Origin of the sequence: Microbacterium esteraromaticum, from assembly GCF_028747645.1 — a bacterium.
Lineage (GTDB): Bacteria > Actinomycetota > Actinomycetes > Actinomycetales > Microbacteriaceae > Microbacterium > Microbacterium esteraromaticum_C.
Window position 1 is genome coordinate 1152832 of record NZ_CP118100.1, and the last position, 17131, is coordinate 1169962.

Consider the following 17131-nt stretch of genomic DNA (forward strand, 5'->3'; position numbering starts at 1 on the left):
GGGGTTTCGGAGGCGGATGCTACGCGTTGACCTGCGCAGCGGTACGGGCGCGCAGCTGCTCGCCCAGAGCCTGGTCGACCTGGCCCCAGTACCAGAAGAAGCGCTCCTGGATCGCGGGCACCGTCAGGCCGCTGTACTGCCCGACGAGGGTCTCGACGAAGCGCTCGCGCTCCTCGTCCGAGAAGACCTCGCGGTACAGGATGCCGGCCTGGACGAAATCACCGTCGTCCTGGCGCAGCGTCGCGGCCGAGCGCACGAGCTCGCCGTCGGACTCCCAGCTGGCTTCGACACCGAGCAGCGGGTCGGCCTCGGGGCCGCCGACGGCACCGTACGAGTTGGGGGTGTAGACGCGGTGCTCGGCGGGGTTGAAGTGGTACTGCATCTGACCCTCGTGCATGTAGTTGCGCACTTCAGCTGCGTGCGGCTGGTTCACCGGCAGCTGGTTGTAGTTCGCGCCGATGCGGTAGCGCTGCGCGTCGGGGTACGAGAACACGCGGGCCATGAGCATCTTGTCGGGCGAGATGCCGGTGCCGGGAACCTGGTTGCCGGGCGAGAAGGCGGCCTGCTCGATCTCGGCGAAGAAGTTCTGCGGGTTGCGATTCAGCGTGAACGTGCCCACCTTGATGCGCGGGTAGTCGGCCTTTGGCCACGTCTTGGTGAGGTCGAACGGGTTGAAGCGGTACGTCTTGGCGTCCTCGTAGGGCATGACCTGCACGTAGACGTCCCACTTCGGGAAGTCGCCGTTCTCGATGGCCTGGTACAGGTCGCGACGGTAGTAGTCGGCGTCCGCGCCGGCGATGCGCTCGGCCTCGTCGGCGAACATCGGCTCGACGCCCTGCTGGGACAGGAAGTGGTACTTGACCCAGAAGCGCTCGCCGGCGGCGTTGACCCACTGGTAGGTGTGCGAGCCGTAGCCGTTGACGTGACGCCACGAGCGCGACAGGCCGCGGTCGCCCATGAGGTAGGTCACCTGGTGGGCCGACTCGGGCGAGAGGGTCCAGAAGTCCCACTGCATGTCAGCGTTGCGCAGGCCCGAACCGCCCAGGCGCTTCTGCGAGTGGATGAAGTCGGGGAACTTGATGCCGTCGCGGATGAAGAACGTCGGGGTGTTGTTGCCGACGATGTCGAGGTTGCCCTCGGTGGTGTAGAAGCGCAGCGAGAAGCCGCGCACGTCGCGCCAGGTGTCGGGCGAGCCCTGCTCACCGGCGACCGACGAGAAGCGCAGCAGCGTCTCGCTCTTGGCTCCGGGCTGGAAGACCGCGGCGCGGGTGTACGCCGAGACGTCCTCGGTGACCTCGAACTCACCGAAGGCACCGCCGCCCTTGGCATGCGGGTTGCGCTCCGGAACGCGCTCGCGGTTGAACGACGCGAGCTTCTCGACCAGGTAGCGGTCGTGCAGCGCGGTGACGCCGTCGGCGCCCACGGTGAGCGAGTGCGCGTCGCTGGCGACCGGGGTTCCTGTCTGAGTGGTGGTTGCGGGCTTGTCAGCCATTGCCGTTCCTTTCGCATTCGGGACAGAGGGCTCGGTAGGTGACCGCGGCTTCGAGGATTCGCATGCCGTGGTCGTGAGAGGGATGAAGGCAGGGGGCCGCGCCGATCGCACAGGGGACGTCCTCGACACGACCGCACTGCACGCATTGCAGGTGGTGGTGGTTGTCGTCGCCCTGCAGTTCGTAAAGGGCGCTGCCGACGTCGGGCAGGCTGACACGGCGGACGACGCCGGCGTCGGTCAGGTCGTTCAGGATGCCGTGAACGGTGCCTGCGGCGATGCCGGGAAGGCTGTCGCGGATGCCGGCGAAGATCGTGTCGGCGGAGGAGTGCGGATGCCGACGAAGAGCGTCGAGTACGTGCACCCGTTGCGTCGTCACGCGCAGGCCGGCGCCGCGCAGCAGCGCGGGGAAGTCGGCGAGCGCGGGGGAGGACATGACTCCATCGTACCTTATTCTGAATCATTCAGATAAAGGAACCATTCGGTTAAATGCAGGTTACAGGCGTCCGGCGGCCTTCAGCTCCAGATAGCGGTCGGCGATTCGGGGTGGTAGCGCTTCGGGGTCGGCGGCGATCGCCTCGCTGCCGGCACGGCGGATGGCATCCGACACGGTCCGCGCGTCTCGCAGTGTCTGCTCGGCGGCGGCGGCCAGGTAGACATCGGCGCGCGACGCTCGTTGCCGAGCGAGCTGTTCGACTTCTTCATCGGTGACTGAACCGACCAACACCGTCGTCGCGCGCGAGGGGGTGGGGAAGGCACCGAGGAAACCACGGGCCGACTCGGCTGCATCCTGCGCGGTGAGCACGACGATCAGCGACGGGCGCGTCGTCAGCGAACGCACAGCGGCGAACGCGCTCGCCCAGTCGGTGTCAACCAGACGGGGGTGCACCGGCGCCATGGCGTCCGTGAGCGCGGGGAGCAGGCTCGCACCATCGACACCGCTCACGCGCGCCCGGGCGACGCGGTCGTACATCAGCAGATGCACATGGTCACCGGCACGGCTCGCGAGAGCGGCCAGCAGCAGAGCGGCCTCGATAGAGGCATCCAGGCGCGTCCCGTCGCCGACGCGAGCCGCTGCCGTGCGGCCGGTGTCGATCACGATCACCACCTGGCGGTCGCGCTCGGGACGCCACGTGCGCAGCATGGTGGTGCCGGCGCGCGCCGTTGCCCGCCAATCGATCGAGCGGATGTCGTCACCGCGCACATACTCGCGCAGCGAGTCGAACTCGGTGCCCTGCCCGCGCACCTGGATTGACGTGTTCCCATCCAGTTCGCGCAGACGAGCGAGGCGTGACGGTAGGTGCTTGCGCGACGTGAAGGCGGGGAGCACCCGCAGCGCGCCGGGCACGTCGTGCCGGGACTGGCGACCGCCCAGCCCCAGCGGGCCTCGCGAACGCACCACGACGAACTCGCTGCGCAGTTCGCCACGTCGCCGAGGATGCAACTCGATGTGCACGCGGCGACGCTCACCCGGCGGGATGCTCAGGGGGGAACGGCTGTCCGGGGCGCCCGCGGTGGGCTGCCAGGCATCCCGCAACCAGCCGTGCACCGTGCGAGTGCCGAGGTTCTGCACCGCGACGCTCGCCGTGACCGGCTCGCCGAGGCGCGCCCGCTCCGGCACCCGCCGGGTGATCGCGACAGCGCGCGGGGCGGCGGACAGCACAACGTCCGTCGCGACCAGCGCGGCGCATAGCAACAACCACCCCAGTGTCGACAGCCAGGGGGAGACGCCGATGCTGCTCAGCAGCACGACCGGGACGACGCCCAGCGCGATCAGCGGAGCGAGCAGTGCAGAGACGAACATGTCAGATCGGTACCCGAGTCTGCTGCACGACCGACTGCAGCACGGCATCCGCGGTGACGCCCTCCATCTGCGCGTCCGGACGCAACTGCAGGCGGTGGCGCCACGTCGGCATGAGCATGGTCTGCACATGGTCGGGGGTAACGGCGCTGGATGCGTTCAGCCAGGCCCACGCCTTGGCCGCGGCCAGCAGCGCGGTCGCGGCGCGCGGGCTCGCTCCCAGCTCGACCGACGGCGCACTGCGGGTGGCGCGCGCGAGATCGACGACATAGCCCAGCACATCGTCGGTGACCTGCACTCGGGCCGCGGCGTCCTGTGCGGCGCGGATCTCGTCGGCGGTGACGACCGCCGAGACACCCGTGAGCAGGCGGGGCGAGAACCCGTCGGCGTGCAGACGCAGTACCGACACCTCGGCGTCACGCTCGGGCATCCCGACGACCAGCTTCATCAGAAAGCGGTCCAACTGCGCCTCGGGCAGCGTGTAGGTGCCCTCGTGTTCGATCGGGTTCTGTGTCGCGGCGACGAGGAACGGGTCGGGCAACGTGCGGCTCGCGCCATCTGCCGAGACCTGGCGCTCCTCCATGGCCTCCAGCAGCGCCGCCTGGGTCTTCGGCGGCGTGCGGTTGATCTCGTCCGCGAGCAGAATGTGGGTGAAGACGGGGCCGGGACGGAACTCGAACTCTCCGGTGCGCGCGTCGTACACCAGCGAACCCGTGACATCACCGGGCATCAGATCGGGGGTGAACTGCACGCGCTTCGTGTCCAGGCCGACAGCCCGCGCGAAGCTGCGCACGACCAGTGTCTTCGCCACGCCGGGGACACCCTCCAGCAGTACGTGCCCGCGGGCGAGCAGAGCGACGAGCAGACCGGTGACCGTGCCGGCCTGGCCGACCACGGCCTTGTCGACTTCGGTGCGCACCCGGTGCATCGCCTGACGCAGCGAGTCGTCATCGGTGGGTGTCGTGGCGTTCATGGTCTCGTCGCTCACGGGAGGTTCCTTTCGGTGTGGACGGCTGCGTCGACAGCCGTCTCGAGGTCGGCGAGTCTGCGGGCGATATCGACGAGGTCATGATCGCTGTGCGGTGGGGAGCCGGCGAGCAGCTCGTGCAGCGAGCCGCGGGGCACCCGCAACCGGTCGGCGGCGGCATCCGCGACCTCGTGTGCTCCTGCTGTCGGGCTCAGTGAGAGTCGGGCGGCGAGGCGACGCCGGCTGCCGTCACGGATCGCGGATGCCGCGTGCGCGGCGTCTGCGGACTTCGCGGTCAGGCGCGCGCGCCCGTGCATGGTCTCCGACACCCGCACCGTCACCGGCAGGGATTCGGTGACCAGCGGCCCGAACCGGCGCCCGCGCCACACCACCACGGCGACGCCCGCGAGCAGCAACAGCAGGATCACGGGGGTCAGCCAGTCCGGGGTCAGGTCACCGAGGTCTGCGGGGCCACCGTCGGTACGGTCGCCGTCCTCGAAGGTGGGGACGTACCAGACGACCTCATCGGTCTGGGCGAGCAGCGCCAGCCCGAGGGCGGCGTTGCCGTTCTCTGCCAGATGCTGATTGGTGAGCAGGCCACTGGCATCGACCATGGTGACAGACCGGCCGGTCTGGGTATCCGTGCTGCGCAGCACAGCCGCGTCTCCGCTGGTGTCGGCGAAGCAGCCGATCACGCCGGACGCGGGCGTGAACGCACGGTCGGCGTCGATCGATCCGACGCGCGCGAACTCGGCGAGGTCGCAACCGGCTGACACGAGCCCCGTCGGGAGGCCCCGCTCGCCGAGGTCGAGCAGGCGCAGCATCCGCGCGCTGCTGGTGAGAAGGACGACGCGATCCGCGCTCTCGATCAGCTCCAGCGCCGCGGCATCGCTGAGCGCGGCCGGATCGGTGAGCACGAGCGTGCTGTCCGGCCCGACCTCGGCCGCGGCGACGGCGCGGCTGCGCGTGATCTCGATCTGCACGCCCTCCTGCCGGGTCAACTCGGCGATCGCCTTGGCGCCGTTCGGGCCGGGGCTCTCGGGGTTGAGCGGGCCACTCAGGTCGGGGGCAATGGTCAGCAGCCGCAGGGTCATGAGGGTGAGGACAACCACCATGACGACGATCGACAACCACGCCAGGGCGCGCCCCACACGACCTCGCGGTGGTACGGCAGCGGTGGAATGCCCGACGGCGTCTTCCGCCGTGTTCGTGTCGTCGGTCATCGCGCTCATGCCGGAACCGCCGGGGCAGCGGCATCCGTCGGTGCGTTCGCACGCACGTCGTCGTCAGTCTCGGCGAGCACCCGGTACGCCGTGGCATCGCTGGGGCGGTCGAGGTAGCGCACCGCGTCGAACGCCGTTGCGGCGGAGTGCAGCCGATCGCCGAAGCCAGGGAAGGCGACACTGGCTTCGCGCGCGATGGCCTGTGCCGTGGCGCCGGGTGCGGGCTCGATCACGTCGCGTTCGATCAGGCTGCGGGCCAGAGCACGGAACCGCAGCACGACCGCGCCGTCCCAGTCGTGTGCCTTCGCGCGGCGTTCGGCTTCGGCACGTAGCTGAGCGGCCGTGCGGTCATCCTGCTCGCCGAGCAGCTCGGCGCGGCGACGCACCGAGCGAGAGGCCCTCGGGCGACCCCAGATCGCGAGTGCGACGAGGAGGGCTGCAACGATGATGATGACGATGATCGTCACCGCGACCGGAGCGACCGCACCCGCGCCGTCGCCGCGGAACAGGCCGAAGAACCACTCGGCCACGTCTGCGGCCAGCCGATCGAACCAGGTCGGCGTGGCGGCCTGGTACTCCGCGCGAGACAGCTCATCTTGTGCTCGCTCGCGGGCTTCGTCGCCGTCGGGGACGAGGACGTCACTGGCGAACAGCAGGTTCATCACTCCGAGCCGCCGGGCGCCGCCCAGCTCTGCGGCGGTGCCGAGGGCGGCTGCGGGGCGGGTGCCGGGGGCGCCGGGGGAGCGGGCGGCGGTGGCGGCGTAGCGGACGCGGCGGGAGCGTTTCCGTGCTGCGGTGCATACCCGGGCTGAGGTGCGTATCCGGGCTGAGGCGTCGGATATGCCACGTACCCCGGTGCCGGGGCCGGCTGGGCAAGCGGCGGGTTCTTCGAGACCGCTCGAGTCGGATCGACCGCGTAGGGGTCGCCCTGGTCCTCATCGGCCACCCCGACAGACGAACGCTCGACATGGCGGATCAGGGTCTGGTCCAGCCCCTCGTAGCGCATGCGGCTGTCGAGGTAGATAAGCGTCGCCCCGGTGCCCTGCACGACCAGGGTGATGGCCTGCAATGCCAAGACGAGTGCCTGCGGCAGGATCGTCGCCGCCACGAGCACGATGACCGCAGTCGCGTCTTGGGCTCCGGTCGGTGCCAGCACGCCGCCGAGAAGAGTGCTGAGCACGCTACCGGGAATGCTGACGATCTGAGCGGCGAGACCCATGATCGCGCCGATCAGGAACATGACACCGAGCGCTGGCCAGAACCGACCGCGGATGAGCCGCCACGAGCGCACCATCGCCTGCGGGATGCTTGCGCGCTCGAGGACGAGCGCGGCGGGAACGACCAGCAGCTTCGTGCCCAACCAGACCAGGAGGGGGATGCTGCCGAGCACGAGCAGCACAGCCACCAGGACGCCGATCGCAATGCCGGCACCCTCGAATCCGGTGCTCGCCATCACTCCGATCACGACCCCGGTCAGCGCGAGCAACCAGATGAACACCGCGAAGCCCTGCAGCAGGGCGAAGGCGAACAGTCGCCAGAACGACGGGCGCATTCGGTGCCACAGCGGACGCAGGGGAGCCTTGCGGCCGAGCGCGGCGAAAGACACGTCGGCGGCCACCAGTCCCTGCACGATGACGGTGAAGGCGACGCTGGCCAGGGTGACCACGATCGCCACCACGATGCCCAGCGCGATCGAACCGGCGATGATCGGGCCCCGATCCGGCGAGCCGGCCGGCACGCTCTCGATGCGCGCGGCGGTGAAGAACGTCACCAGCAGGGTCACGGCGATCGCCACGAGAGTGATGCCGAACTGCACGCCCACCGCGAAACCGAACAACACCTTGGGGTTGTGACGAAGCGCGGCGAACGAGCGACCCAGGATCGTCCCGAACGTCATTGGATGCAGCGGTATGGCGCCCTTCTTCGGTGCCGGGGTCCAGGTCTGACCACTCATGCGCACTCCCTCCCTGTGCCTGTCCCATCGTGGCACACGTCCGATCACGCCGTGCGCGGGCTCCTGGGAGCCGGAACGAATCTCAAGTAGGCTGAACGGCGTTGCGGCAGCATGGGGATCCCGCCGTCCGCACGAACAGAGAAAGCGGAGGCAGGGTAGAAATATGACCTCGCGAATCCTGGTCGTCGATGACGACACGGCGCTGGCCGAGATGATCGGTATCGTCCTGCGCACTGAAGGGTTCGACGTGCTCTTCTGTGCCGATGGTGCGCAAGCCGTCGACGAATGGCGCACCGCGCGTCCCGACCTGGTCCTTCTCGATCTGATGCTGCCGGGCATGGACGGCATCGAGATCTGCACCCGGATCCGAGGCGAGTCGGGCGTACCGATCATCATGCTCACCGCTCGCAGCGACACGGCCGACGTCGTGCGCGGCCTCGAGGTCGGCGCTGATGACTACATCGTCAAGCCGTTCAATCCCAAAGAGCTCGTCGCCCGCATCCGCACGCGGCTTCGCCCCACGCCCGACAGCGTTTCCGAGGTGCTGCGCATCGGCGATCTCACGATCGACGTCGACGCGCACGAGGTGCGGCGCGGCACCGCGCCGATCGCGCTGACGCCGCTGGAGTTCCAGCTGCTGGTGGCATTGGCGTCCAAGCCGCAGCAGGTCTTCTCGCGCGAGATGCTGCTCGAACAGGTGTGGGGCTATCACTACAAGGCTGACACCCGGCTGGTCAACGTGCACGTGCAGCGCCTGCGCGCCAAGGTGGAACTGGATCCGGACAACCCTCGGATCGTCATGACGGTGCGGGGCGTGGGCTACCGGGCCGGGAGCGTCGGATAGGGGACCGCGGGTGACCGCGACGAATCCGACGCCGGTGCCGCCATCGTTGTGGCGGGCTCCGCGCCGGTGGCAGATCGCACTCGGACTGGAGTGGCGGCGTTCGGTGCGGTTCCGTGCGACGGCGATCACCATGCTGCTCACGGCACTGGCGATCTTCATCACCTGTGTGGCCATGGCGCTGGTCATCCGCAATGACCTGTTCGAATCGCGCAAAGACGAAGCGCTGCACAATGCGCAGGTGTCGGTGCTGCAGGCGCAGAAGCTCCTCGACTCCGCGCAGGTCGGCGATGATCGTGCGGCGACCGCCGCCCTGTGGGGCGAGGCGCAGCGCGTGCTCGGACGCGCCGCCTCCACCGACCGGATCGTCGGGTTCTTCGCCGAGAGTGCAGGCGACGGGTTCGCCCCGTCGGGGTTCCGCAGCCTGCGGCCGTTCCCGACACTGAGCAACGAACTGCGCACGCGCGTCGTGACGGTGCCTGGCCGCCAGGCGTGGCAGTCGGTGGCGTTACCTCAGGACGATGGGACCACGACCGCGGGCATCGTCGTCGGGCAGATGCTGACCATCCGCGATGTCGGGTCGTACGACATCTATCTCGCGTACGATCTCGCTGACGCCGATGAGACGCTGCTGTTCGTTCAACGCACGCTGTGGCTGGCGGGGATCACACTCGTGGCGATCATCGCGGGCATTTCGTGGCTCGTGCTGCGGTCGGTGTCTCGGCCGATCATCGAAGCGGCCGAGACCAGTGCGCGCCTGGCGTCCGGCGATCTCGAAGTACGGCTGCCCGTCCGTGGTGAGGACGAACTGGCGACGCTTGGACGTTCGTTCAACGCTATGGCCGACAGCATCGAGAGTCAGATCCGCGAGCTGGCGGAGCTCTCGCTCGTGCAGCAGCGGTTCGTCTCGGACGTCTCGCACGAGCTGCGCACTCCGTTGACGACGATCCGGTTGGCGGCCGAGATGATCAACGATCAGAAGGATGAGTTCGATCCCACGACGGCGCGCACCGCAGAGCTCCTGCACACCCAGGTGCAGCGCTTCGAGCTGCTGCTCTCCGATTTGCTCGAGATCAGCCGGTACGACGCCGGTTCGGTGCAACTGGAGGTCGAGGCGACGAGCCTCGCACAGCTGGCCGAGGAGATCGTCGATGAGCTGCGTCCGCTCGCGACGGCGCACGACACCGAACTGCGCATGGTGGCTCCCGGTGGGTACTCACCGGTCGATCTCGACCCGCGACGGGTTCGCCGTGTGCTGCGAAACCTCATCGGCAACGCGGTCGAGCACGGCGAAGGGCGGCCCGTCGTGATCACGGTGGACAGCAATCAATATGCCGTCGCCGTCGGCGTGCGTGACTTCGGACTCGGGATGCGCTCCGAAGACGCCGAACGCGTCTTCGACCGGTTCTGGCGCGCCGATCCGTCGCGCAGGCGCACCATCGGCGGCACCGGGCTCGGCCTGTCGATCGCCCTGGGCGACGCCAAACTGCACGGCGGCAACCTGGAGGTCTGGTCCGAGCTCGGCGTGGGAACAAACTTCGTCCTCACGATTCCGCGCTCCGGCGATTCGATGCCCACCGGACAGGGACCCGTGCCGCTGGAGCCGCAGGAGACGCTGCCGGGACTGGGAGACGTTACGCAGCCGATCGTCATACCGCCGACACCGGACATCGAGGGGGGACGACTATGAGATTGCGCATCGGCATCCGCCTGATCGCGGTACTCGCGGCGGGGCTGCTTCTGGCGGGATGCGCCGGGTTGCCCACATCCGGACCTCCCAACGCCGGGCTTCCCGTCGGCGAGGACGGTGACGCCACCAGCTTCACGCCGATCGCGCGCGGTCCCGAACCGGGGGCTGGACCCGAGGAGATCGTCTCGCGCTTCCTGGAGGCGTCGATGACGCCGCGGAACAACTGGGAGATCGCGCATCAGTTCCTGACTGAGGAGTTCTCTCCCGAGTGGGATCCTGACAGCGGAGTCGCGATCGACTCGTCCATCCTCACGAGAGAGTTCACCTCGACGGTGGACGCGGACGACGAGTCGGCGACGACGGCGGAGGTCACGGTTCAGCTCGAGCAGATCGCCGGCGTGGACGGCGATGGCGCGTACACGGCCGCAGACGGCACGGCCAAGGCCACCTACCGGCTCGTCCGGCCCGAAGGCGGTGAGTGGCGCATCTCCGAGGCACAGGACGGCATCACGCTGGATATCGGGACGTTCGGTCAGGTCTATGAGAAGTTCTCACTGAAGTACTTCGACCCGAATTGGAATCACCTCGTCCCCGACGTGCGCTGGTTCCCACGGCTAGAAGCGATGGCCAGCACTGTTACCCGCTCGCTGATCTCGGGAACGCCCAGTGACTGGCTCGACCCCGCAGTGCGCACGGCGTTCCCGGCCGATGTGTCGCTCGTCGGTGACGCCGTACCGATCGACTCTTCGAGGGTCGCTTCGGTGTCGCTGTCCCGGTCGGCGCTGTCGGCATCCGGCACCGTGCTCGCGCGGATGCGGACGCAACTGGAAGAGAGCCTCTCCGGAACCGGTGTCGCCGAGGTCAGGTTCTTCGTCGAGGGCGCGCCGTTGGATGCCGGCACCGTGTCGCTTGACCAACCGATCACCGACCCGGGCGTGATGGTGCAGACCTCTGATGCGTTCGGCACGGCCTCTGCTGGCGAGGTCGCTCCCGTGACGGGCCTCAGCGCGCAGATCGACGCGATCGCCTCACCGTTGCGCTCGATCGACGTGTCGCTCGATGCGCTGCTCGCGGCGACGCAGCTGCAGGACGGGCACGTGTACGCCGTGCGCGATGGGCGCACGACCGAGCTTGACAGCCGAACAGGGCTGATCGTGCCGTCGCTCGACCCGTACGGCTACGCGTGGTCGGTACCGCGCGGTACTCCCGCCGATCTGCAGGCCTGGAGCACCGATGTCGTCCCGCACTCCGTCGCGGGTGCGTGGCCGGGGGCGGAGCAGATCAGCCACGTGCGCGTGGCCGCGGACGGCGCGAGGGTCGCCGCGATCGTCACGAACGGTGGGCAACACCGCCTGCTGGTCGCGTCGATCATCCGCGATGAAGTCGGGGTGCCGCTCGCACTCTCGTCAGAGATACCCGAGATCGCGGTGCTCAACGGTCCGGGCCGTGGGCTGGCATGGGTCGGCTCGGACTCGGTCGCCGTGCTCACCACTGCGCCGGATTCCACGCTGACCACGTATGTGATCGGTGGTCCGGCCTCGTCCTCACCAGCTCCGGTGGACGCCGTCTCGCTGGCGGGGGCACGGACGACGACCGGCCTGCGTGTGCTGTCCGACGACGGATCCGTGTACGCGTTGCGCGGTTCGTCCTGGCAGAAGGCCGTGGAAGACGTGCTCGTGCTGGGAACCCGCGCCGGGTACTGAACACTCGCTGACCGTCCGTGCACATCGGACGGGATCGGGCAGGTTGTGCACGGAATGCGCGTTGGCGGCCTCTGCGGTGTGTGCATGTGCGCCAGTGTCAACGCATGGACGCCGATGGTTGGGCCCGGCTCGGGCGGGAGGCACTTGCCTTCCTTCTGGCGGCGACGTGCCCAGGATGCGATCTTCCCGGCGCGCTCCTGTGCGATTCGTGCCGGTCGCTGTTGGCGCCGCAGCCGATCCTCGTATCGACCCCGCAAGGCCTTGCTGTGCGGGCAGCACTGACGTACGAAGGTGTGGCGGCGCGGAGCATCCGACGTCTCAAGGAGGACGGCGCGACGATGCTCGCGCATCCGCTCGGAGCCGCCGTCGCCGGCATCCTCGCCGAAGCCGATGCCGCCGTCGTGCCCGTCCCCACCAGCCGCGCCGCGTACCGGCGGCGCGGATACCGCGTGCCGGAGCTGCTCGTGCGCAGAGCGGGACTCCGTGCGCATCGGATGCTGGCATCCGCACGTCGCACCCGGGATCAGCGCGCGCTCGACCGCGAGGCACGCGCGCGCAACGTCGCCGGCAGCCTGCGTGTGCGCGGCGGTGCTGCGCCTGGCACCCGGGTGGTGATCTTCGACGACGTCGTGACCACCGGGGCCACGCTGGATGAGGCCGCGCGGGCGTTGCGTGCGGCCGGGCTGAACCCGATCGGAGCGGTTGCGCTCGCCGCGACACCACGTCGAATCGAGCTCACCGGAAACTTCTGAAAAGACACGGCTCGCGGGTAGTGACATGAGCCGGAACGGGGACTAGCGTAGGGGGTCACAAGGCGACCGCGGTCCGCCCTTGGCCGGGTGGACCGGGACAAGGAGGCAGTGATGGAAACGAGCATCGTCGGCGTCGGAGTGAGCATCTCCGATCGGTTCCGGACGGTTGTCGAGGAGAAGACAGCGCGTATCCAGACGCTCGCACCGCGAGCGATGCGACTCGAGATCAAGGTCACGCACCGCGCCTACCGCAACGGTCGTCGTCCCGATGAGACGGTCGAGCTCACCCTGCTCGGCAAGGGACCGGTCGTTCGTGCCGAGGCGATCGACCCCGACAAGTTCACGGCGCTGGACATGGCACTCGACAAGCTGGCCGAGCAGCTGCGACGCGCCAAGGAGAAGCGCATCGACAGCCGCAACCAGAGCCGCGGGCCGCACTTCGAGAAGGGCATCGGCGCACTCGCGGGAATCGACGTGCAGCCGGCATCCGTCGACGTGCTGCAGGCCGTCGCGACCGGCGCAGTGCCCGTGGCTGAGGAAGAGGAGGAGTACTCGCCCGTGGTCATCCGCACGAAGAACTTCGATGCGGAGTGGATGACGGTCGAAGAAGCCGTCGACCGCATGGAGCTCGTGGGCCACGACTTCTTCCTGTTCGTGGACGCCCGCACCGACCACCCCAGCGTCGTCTACCGGCGCAAGGGCTGGGACTACGGCGTGATCTCGCTCACGACCGCGGCACCACCCGCCGAGGCACTCGCGTCCTGACAGCGGGATCCCGACCGGCGGGCGGCGCCCCGCACTCCGAGATGTCGTCCGGACGGGAAGGTCCCGCACAGCACGTCTGAAAGGCCCCGGTGAGCACTCGCTCACCGGGGCCTTTCGTGTGCGCGAACGCCCGGTCATCTGTGGTTCATCCCGGCGTCACCGGGCATGAGTAGCTTCGCCGTGGCGCCCCGGCGTGGCCGTTCAGGCCGTCACCGGACTTCCCCGTACGGCGCTTGACAACTCGAAAGGTGAACTGTTCTCGTGGCTTCGTCGTCGTTATCCCGTCTTAAATCCACGGTGGTTGTTGGGCTCGCATTGGGGCTCACCGTCGGTGTGGTGGCCGTACCCCCGCAGCCCGCAGCCTATGCGGCCCCGGACACCGGAGGGCTCGATCTCGACAACGGCGAGTCCAGCCTGCTGCGGGCTGATACACGCCGTATCGCCCCCGGTCTGGAGGCGACCAGCTTCGATCGTCTGCAGCCGGAGGGCTGGGTCACCGGCGACGTGTTGGTCGCCGACCTGTCCACCTCGACGCTGCAGATGGACATCAGTGACTCGGGCGCGTTGAGCCGGCCCGCACCGCTGACGGAGCATGCGCTGGGAGAGAGCGCTGTCGCAGCGGTCAACGGCTCGTTCTTCGACATCAACAACTCCGGTGTCGCGCAGGGCACCAATATCTCGGTGGCGGATGGTCTGAAGACCACGAGCCCGGCACCGACCGAGAGCCTCACGCTCTCTGCCGGCATCGCGGCTGTGCAGCGGTTGAGCTCGGCGGCCACGGTCGAGATCGGCGAGGTGACGCACGCCGTCGCGGGGGTGAACAGTATCTCGATCCCGGCTGGCGGGCTGGGGTACTTCACGTCCATCTGGGGGGAGTATCCACTGGCGCGGGCGATCGGCGGACCGGCCAACATCGACCCTTCCTTCCTGCGCGTCGAGATCCGCGACGGGCAGGTTGCCCGCTTCAGCTCCGATCTGACTGAGATCACCGAACCGGCCGCCATCCCCACCGGCACCGGGATCCTGCTCGCGCGGGGAGCGGCCGTCGATCTGCTCGCCGGTGTCGCCGTCGGCGACCCGCTACCTGTGACGGTGCGCGCGGATGCTGACGTGGACATGGCGATCAGCGGCAACCAGCGACTCGTCGTCGACGGCACGGTCGTCGGTCAGAACGGCTCGAGCGAGCCGCGCACGGCCGCGGGGGTGAGCGCCGACGGAACGACGGTCTACATCGTCTCGATCGATGGCCGACAGAGCCACTCTCGCGGAATGCGGTTGGATGAGCTCGGTGAGTTCCTCGTCGAGCTCGGCGCGCACAACGCCGTCAACCTCGACGGCGGCGGCTCCAGCTCGCTGCTGCTGCGTGAACCGGGAACGACCGCGCTGAGTGTCGCCAACGCTCCCTCCGATGGAGTGCTGCGCAGCGTACCCAACAGCCTGGTGTTCTCGTCGACGGCGCCGGAGGGCGGCGTCGAGGGCGTGGCGGTCACGCCCGTGATCGACGCGGATACCGCGACGAACGTCTTCCCCGGCCTGTCGCGCACGCTCTCCGCCACGGGGTTGGACGCCAACCTGACGGCTGTTCCCGCGACGGGAGAGTTCGACGTGACCGGTGATCATGCTGAACTGACCCTGCTCGATGGCGCGACCGCGGTCGTGACGGGGATCACCGCCGGACGAGCGCCCGTCACGTTCGCCGCCGAGGGGCACTCGTCCACGGTCTCGCTGCGCGTGCTCGGTGCTCTGCACCAGTTGCGGGCGAGCAGCAGCGTGATCGCGTTGGAGGACGCCGCGTCCACGGCGACGGTGCGGATCACGGGTGTGGATGCCGATGGGTTCACCGCGCCCATGGAAGCGCGCGACATCACCGTCACCTCGGGTGCAGATGTGCGGGTGGAGTCCGATGGTCGGGACGCCTTCACGATTGTGCCGGAGACGGCCTCCGGAGCCGCCACCGTGAGCTTCTCGGTCGGTGAGCATCGCGTTGATGTCGCCGTGACCGTCGGCCTGGAAGAGCGGGGGATCACCGATCTGGCCGACGCGACCGAGTGGATCTTCCGCTCGGACCGCGCCACGGGCACGCTGAGCACGGCCGAGGGGCCGGACGGTCTGACGGCGCTGAAGCTCACCTACGACTTCGCCAGTTCGACGGGCACGCGCGGTGCCTATGCCGTAGCACCGGAGGGCATCGAGGTGCCGGGGCAGCCGCAGGCGATCACGATGTGGCTTCATGGTGACGGCAACGCGACGTGGCCGCGGCTGCAGGTCAAGACGGGCAATGGCACCACCATGAACCTCGACGGCCCCCACACCGGCTGGACGGGGTGGCAGCAGGTCAGGTTCCCGGTGCCGACCGGAACCGCGTTCCCGCTCTCGATCCAGCGGGTGCGGATGATGGAGACCTCCGGGGCGCGCCAGTATCAGGGTGAGACGATGTTCGCCGGGCTGACCGCTGTCGTGGCACCTGATGTCGAACAGCCCGTCGCACAAGCGGTTCACGACGCGGTGATCGTCACCAACGGCACGGTCGATGACCGCACGCAGCGGATCGCGGTGATGAGCGACGCCCAGTTCGTCGCGCGCAACCCGGATGGGCCGAATGTGCAGGGCGCTCGGCAGACGCTCCGCGAGATCCTCGCCGCGGAACCGGAGATGTTCATCATCACCGGAGACTTCGTCGATGAGGCCGCGCCTGAGGACTTCGACCTCGCGCGCCGGATCCTCGACGAGGAGATCGGCGACAGGTTGCCGTGGATCTATGTGCCGGGAAACCACGAGGTGATGGGCGGTCCGATTCAGAACTTCATCGACGAGTTCGGTCCGACGCGACACAGCACACGCGTGGGCAGCACACTCATCGTGACGCTGGACACCTCACACGGGTCGTTCAACCGGTCCGATCCGACGCAGCTGCGATTCCTGGAGCAGGCTCTGGCCACGGCCGGCAATGACGATGACATCACCGGCGTGCTGGTCTTCGCGCACCATCCTGTCGATGACCCGAAGCCCAGCAAGGACAGCCAGATCTCGGATCGCCTGGAGGCGCGCCGGTTCGCGGAGCGTCTCGCCGAGTTCCGCGCGGACACGGGCAAGTCGATCGCTGCCGTGAGCGCGCACGCTGGGGTGTTCCACGCGTCGAGTTTCGACGGCGTGTCGAACCTGCTCACCGGAAACAGCGGCAAGTCGCCCTCCGGTCTGCCGGAGAACGGTGGTTTCACCGGCTGGGCGATGCTCGGCATCGAGCCCGGGGCGGGTGTCGTCGGCGACGCGCCTGATCCGGTGGTCAGCCGCACCGACTGGATGCGGGCAGAGGTCACGCCGCGCGTCGATGCGGTCACCCTCGGGGCGAGTGTGCCGATCCCTGCGGCGATGACGGTCGGCGAGAGCGTGTCGATCGATGCGACGATCTCGCAGGACGGCGGCCGCATCGTGCCGGTGGGGTGGCCGATGAGCGCCCAGTGGGGCGGCGATGCGGTGGTCGTCGATGACGGCTCGGTCGTGCCCAGCGGGGCACGGGCGTTCAGCGCCGCTGAGGCTGTGCCGGCGGCTGTGCTGCGAGTGAACCCGGTCACGGGAATGCTCACGGCGACCGGCGAGGGAACCGCGACGATCCGGTTGACGGTGGGCGGCGAGCAGGTCGAGCACATCATCACCGTCCGCGCTGATCCGGAGGTGCCGACCGATCCGGAGGTTCCGACGGACCCCGAGGTCCCGACCGATCCGGAGAAGCCCGTCGATCCGGAGCAGCCGACCGATCCGGAGGAGCCGATCGATTCCGGCGATGGCGCGGCGGATGCCGGCTCGGACGGCGAACTGGCCACGACGGGTGCTGACACCCTGCGCGTGCTTGGTGTGCTGCTCGTCGCGTTCGTCCTGACGGCCGCAGGCGCGCTGATGGTGGTGCGCCGCCGCACGGCCTGAGTAGCCGCACACAGCAAGGCGCCGC

The 17131-nt window shown here is 68.8% G+C and carries 13 protein-coding genes; 6 read left to right on the forward strand and 7 right to left on the reverse strand.

Features of this window, described 5'->3' with window-relative positions; all coding sequences use genetic code 11:
- Positions 1 to 19: 19 nt before the first annotated feature.
- Genes PTQ19_RS05210 through PTQ19_RS05240 form a run of 7 tightly spaced genes read right to left on the reverse strand, consistent with a single transcriptional unit; the run spans position 20 to position 7434 of the window.
- The gene (locus PTQ19_RS05210) at positions 20 to 1492 is read right to left on the reverse strand and encodes a catalase (RefSeq protein ID WP_274368715.1); all 1473 of its coding nucleotides are present in this window, start codon (positions 1490 to 1492) and stop codon (positions 20 to 22) included.
- Positions 1485 to 1925, reverse strand: coding sequence for a Fur family transcriptional regulator (locus PTQ19_RS05215; protein WP_274368716.1), 441 nt, complete (start codon positions 1923 to 1925; stop codon positions 1485 to 1487). The genes PTQ19_RS05210 and PTQ19_RS05215 overlap by 8 nt, the downstream gene beginning before the upstream one ends.
- 60 nt (positions 1926 to 1985) lie before the next feature.
- Complete coding sequence (locus PTQ19_RS05220) at positions 1986 to 3293, reverse strand: DUF58 domain-containing protein (RefSeq protein WP_274368717.1); 1308 nt, start codon at positions 3291 to 3293, stop codon at positions 1986 to 1988.
- A 1-nt stretch (position 3294) separates the two neighbouring features.
- Entirely contained in the window at positions 3295 to 4263 is a 969-nt protein-coding gene (locus PTQ19_RS05225; protein ID WP_179411903.1) for an AAA family ATPase, read from the reverse strand.
- An 11-nt stretch (positions 4264 to 4274) separates the two neighbouring features.
- Entirely contained in the window at positions 4275 to 5489 is a 1215-nt protein-coding gene (locus PTQ19_RS05230; RefSeq protein ID WP_274368718.1) for a DUF4350 domain-containing protein, read from the reverse strand.
- Positions 5486 to 6142, reverse strand: coding sequence for a DUF4129 domain-containing protein (locus tag PTQ19_RS05235; RefSeq protein ID WP_274368719.1), 657 nt, complete (start codon positions 6140 to 6142; stop codon positions 5486 to 5488). Before PTQ19_RS05235 ends, PTQ19_RS05230 begins: the two co-directional genes overlap by 4 nt.
- Positions 6142 to 7434: a hypothetical protein gene (locus PTQ19_RS05240; protein ID WP_274368720.1), complete on the reverse strand. Its 1293-nt coding sequence runs from the start codon at positions 7432 to 7434 to the stop codon at positions 6142 to 6144. Before PTQ19_RS05240 ends, PTQ19_RS05235 begins: the two co-directional genes overlap by 1 nt.
- 163 nt (positions 7435 to 7597) lie before the next feature.
- Between PTQ19_RS05240 and mtrA the strand changes: the two genes are divergently transcribed.
- The 6 genes from mtrA (at position 7598) to PTQ19_RS05270 (ending at position 17106) form a co-directional block, all read left to right on the forward strand.
- The gene (gene mtrA, locus PTQ19_RS05245) at positions 7598 to 8278 is read left to right on the forward strand and encodes an MtrAB system response regulator MtrA (protein WP_206550140.1); all 681 of its coding nucleotides are present in this window, start codon (positions 7598 to 7600) and stop codon (positions 8276 to 8278) included.
- A 10-nt stretch (positions 8279 to 8288) separates the two neighbouring features.
- Positions 8289 to 9965, forward strand: coding sequence for an MtrAB system histidine kinase MtrB (gene mtrB, locus PTQ19_RS05250; protein ID WP_425313187.1), 1677 nt, complete (start codon positions 8289 to 8291; stop codon positions 9963 to 9965).
- Positions 9962 to 11668 (forward strand): LpqB family beta-propeller domain-containing protein, encoded by a 1707-nt coding sequence (locus tag PTQ19_RS05255; RefSeq protein WP_274368721.1) that lies wholly within the window; start codon positions 9962 to 9964, stop codon positions 11666 to 11668. The genes mtrB and PTQ19_RS05255 overlap by 4 nt, the downstream gene beginning before the upstream one ends.
- Before the next feature lie 104 nt (positions 11669 to 11772).
- Positions 11773 to 12420 carry a ComF family protein gene (locus PTQ19_RS05260; protein ID WP_274368722.1) on the forward strand — a complete coding sequence of 216 codons (648 nt, stop codon included), beginning with the start codon at positions 11773 to 11775 and terminating at the stop codon, positions 12418 to 12420.
- A 111-nt stretch (positions 12421 to 12531) separates the two neighbouring features.
- Complete coding sequence (gene hpf / locus PTQ19_RS05265; protein ID WP_179411273.1) at positions 12532 to 13185, forward strand: ribosome hibernation-promoting factor, HPF/YfiA family; 654 nt, start codon at positions 12532 to 12534, stop codon at positions 13183 to 13185.
- Positions 13186 to 13482: 297 nt separating this feature from the next.
- Positions 13483 to 17106, forward strand: a complete 3624-nt coding sequence (locus tag PTQ19_RS05270; protein ID WP_274368723.1) for a phosphodiester glycosidase family protein — start codon at positions 13483 to 13485, stop codon at positions 17104 to 17106.
- Positions 17107 to 17131 lie beyond the last annotated feature (25 nt).